The sequence below is a fragment of the Roseicyclus sp. genome (assembly GCF_052168335.1).
In the GTDB taxonomy this organism is placed as follows: Bacteria; Pseudomonadota; Alphaproteobacteria; order Rhodobacterales; family Rhodobacteraceae; genus Roseibacterium.
In genome coordinates, this window is sequence record NZ_JBQLZP010000139.1 from 1 (window position 1) to 3,039 (window position 3,039).

General features: G+C 69.6%; 4 protein-coding genes. 3 read left to right on the forward strand and 1 reads right to left on the reverse strand.

All coding sequences use genetic code 11. The features are described 5' to 3' along the window. A partial coding sequence (locus ACTS11_RS04370) for a hypothetical protein (RefSeq protein WP_442639123.1) occupies positions 1–303 on the reverse strand: 303 nt, incomplete at its 3' end. Between the two features lie 95 nt (positions 304–398). Here ACTS11_RS04370 and ACTS11_RS04375 point away from each other — a divergent pair. The 3 genes from ACTS11_RS04375 to ACTS11_RS04385 form a co-directional block, all read left to right on the forward strand. Then, positions 399–1,181 carry an IclR family transcriptional regulator gene (locus tag ACTS11_RS04375; RefSeq protein ID WP_442639124.1) on the forward strand — a complete coding sequence of 261 codons (783 nt, stop codon included), beginning with the start codon at positions 399–401 and terminating at the stop codon, positions 1,179–1,181. Next, positions 1,178–2,176, forward strand: a complete 999-nt coding sequence (locus tag ACTS11_RS04380) for a thiamine pyrophosphate-dependent dehydrogenase E1 component subunit alpha (RefSeq protein WP_442639125.1) — start codon at positions 1,178–1,180, stop codon at positions 2,174–2,176. Before ACTS11_RS04375 ends, ACTS11_RS04380 begins: the two co-directional genes overlap by 4 nt. Continuing rightward, positions 2,176–3,039: alpha-ketoacid dehydrogenase subunit beta (locus tag ACTS11_RS04385; protein WP_442639126.1), on the forward strand; the 864-nt coding region annotated here is incomplete at its 3' end. The genes ACTS11_RS04380 and ACTS11_RS04385, both read left to right, overlap by 1 nt.

Here is a 3,039-nt window from a genome sequence, read left to right on the forward strand (position 1 = left end):
GGCCGGAGCGTTCGCCGTGCTGATCCGCCCCCGTTCCATCATGTCGCGTGCCGAGCCGATTTCGCAGCTCATGCAATCCGCCGCGGCGGCGGCCATCCCGACTTTTGCCAGCGCCAGGATACCCGCGATGCCGGCGCCGTCGAGGCCCTTGCCGGCGTCGTTCAGGATCACCGCCGTCAGGGCCGCCCGGCTGGCGATCGCGGCGGGATAGAGCCCGCCATGAGAGCCCGACACGGCGATCCCGCCGGCATGGCGGCGGGCCACGTCGGTGATCGAATCGAGCAGGATCGGCGTGCCGGTCATGTCAGGACGTCTATAGCTCTTGACGGAATCGAACAATGCAGTTTCACTAATCGGCAATAACCGTTCCGATTAACGGAACGACAGGGGAGGGAAACATGCCGAACGACGAGGCTGTCGTGGGGTCAATCGCCCGCGCCGCGCGTGTGCTCGACGTTCTTGTCGACATGCCCGAAGGCGCGGCGCTGGCCGACGTCGTCGCACGGACGTCCTTCTCCAAGACGACGGCGCATCGGGTTCTCGCGGCTCTCCAGGATGTCGACTACGTGGTGCAGGACCCCGAGGCGCGGACCTACCGGCTGGGCATCCGGCTTGGCGCGCTTGCACGGTCGGCCGCTGCCATCGACATGGCCGGGATCGCGTATTGCGGCATGCGGCGGCTGGCGGATGTGACTGGCGACACGGTCTTCCTGTCCGTTCCGGAAGGCCCTTCGGCCGTCTGCGTCGCTCGCGAGGTCGGGGCCTACCCGATCCGGACGCTGACGCTCGACCGGGGCGACCGGCGGCCGCTCGGCGTGGGTGGCGGCGCGCTTGCGCTTTATTGCGCGATGCCGGCCTCGACGCGCGCCGCCGTCAACCGGGCCAATGCGGCCTGGCTGGCCGAATACGGCTTCGACGCCGAACGGCTCGAGCGTGCGAAGGCCGACTTCGACCGCGTGGGCTACGCCATGAATGCCGGCGGCGTCGTCGCCGCGATGAGCGCCGTGGGCCTGCCGGTGGTGACGGCGGGCGGACGCCTCGCCGCCGCCCTCGCGGTGGGCGCCATCAACGAACGCATGGAGCAGGCGCGGCTGGAGCAGGTGATCCTTCCGGCGCTTCGGGAGGAGACGGCCCGTCTTGCCGCACGATTGAGCGTACGCGAACCGGAGGCCGACACGTGACGCAACCGAATTACGACCGGACGCGGGGCCTCGAGCTCCTGACCATGATGGAACGCATTCGCGCGTTCGAACGGCAGGCGGAGCTTGCGGCGACGCGCGACCGGCTCGTGCTCGGAGCGATTCATCTCTCGATCGGGCAGGAGGCCTGCGCGGCCGGCATCATGGCCGCGCTCCGGCGTGACGACCTGCTTCTGTCGACCCATCGCGGTCACGGCCATACGCTTGCCAAGGGCGCCGATCCCACCGCGATGATGGAAGAGCTGCTTGGCCGCGCGGGCGGATGCTGCGGCGGCAAGGGCGGTTCCATGCATATCGCCGATTTCGGTGTCGGCATGCTGGGCGCGAACGGCGTGGTCTCGGCGAATATCCCGATCGGGGCCGGGGCGGCGCATGGCATCAAGCTACTGGGCGACGACAGGATCGTCGTCGACATCTTCGGCGACGGCGCGATCAACCGGGGGCCCTTCCTCGAGGGGCTGAACTGGGCCGCGGTCTTCGGCTTGCCGGTTCTCTTCGTGTGCGAGGACAACGAGTGGTCGGCCACAACCCGGACATCCGACATGACGGCAGGTGAGGGGGCGGCGGCACGGGCGAGGTCCTTCGGAATCCGCACCATGGTCGTCGACGGAAACGACGTCGAGGCCGTGGCCGACATCGCGCGCGATCTCGTCGCCGCGGTCCGCCACGACCGGCAGCCCGCGTTCCTCCATGCCCGGACCTTCCGGCAGGGCGGGCACACCTATTTCGACCCCGCGACCTATCGCGCCAGGGAGGAAGCCGCCGCACGTATCGCCATCGACGATCCCATCGCCCGGCAACGCGAGATCCTGATCGGCGCGGGTGTGGCCAAGGCGGATCTCGACCGCATCGCGTCCGATGCCTGGGCGGAGATGGAGGCGGCGCTTGCGGCCGCCGCGGCGGCGCCGTTCCCCGAGGACGGATCGGTCTTCGCGGATGTCCAGGACATCGGCTCGCCGGAGTTGGAGGCATACTGATGGGCGTGATGAGCTACGGCGGCGCGGCGCTCGAGGCGCTTCGACAGGCGATGGCCGCGGACCCGACCGTATGGTGCGTCGGCGAGGATCTCGGCCGCGGCGGCGTTTTCGGCCAGTACAAGGGTCTGCGCGAGGAGTTCGGTCCCGACCGCGTGTCCGATGCCCCGATTTCGGAGGCCGCCATCATGGCCGCGGCCTTCGGCGCGGCGATGGTCGGCACGCGTCCCGTCGTCGAGATGCGCTTTGCCGACTTCGCGCTTTGCGCCACGGACGAGCTGATCAACCAGGTCGCCAAGGCGCGCTTCATGTTCGGCGGCCAGTCACGCGCGCCCATGGTCATCCGCAAGCCCATGGGCATGTGGCGCTCGTCGGCGGCGCAGCACTCGCAATCGCTGGAAAGCTGGTATGCCCATATCCCCGGTCTCGTCGTCGCCGTGCCGTCGACCCCGCAGGACAACTTCTCGATGATGAAGGCGGCGATCGCGGCGGACGACCCCGTCGTCTACCTCGAGCACAAGAACATCTGGGCGAACGAGGGCGAGGTGGACGAGGCCGCGCCCTACGAATGGGGCACCGCGCGCATGCGGATGACCGGCGGCGACATCACGATCGTCAGCTGGTCCGACTGCGCCAACCGTGCGGAGGATGCCGGGCGGGCCCTCGCCGCCGAGGGCATCGGCGCGGACGTGATCGACCTGCGCAGCCTTTGGCCCTGGGACCGGGCGGCGGTGATCGAAAGCGCGTCGCGCACGGGCCGGCTTCTCGTGGCGCATGAGAGCGTCGCGGTGGGCGGCTTCGGCGCCGAGGTCGTGGCGACGGTGCTGCAGGAGGCGGACCTCAAGGCACGGCCGCGGCGGATCGGC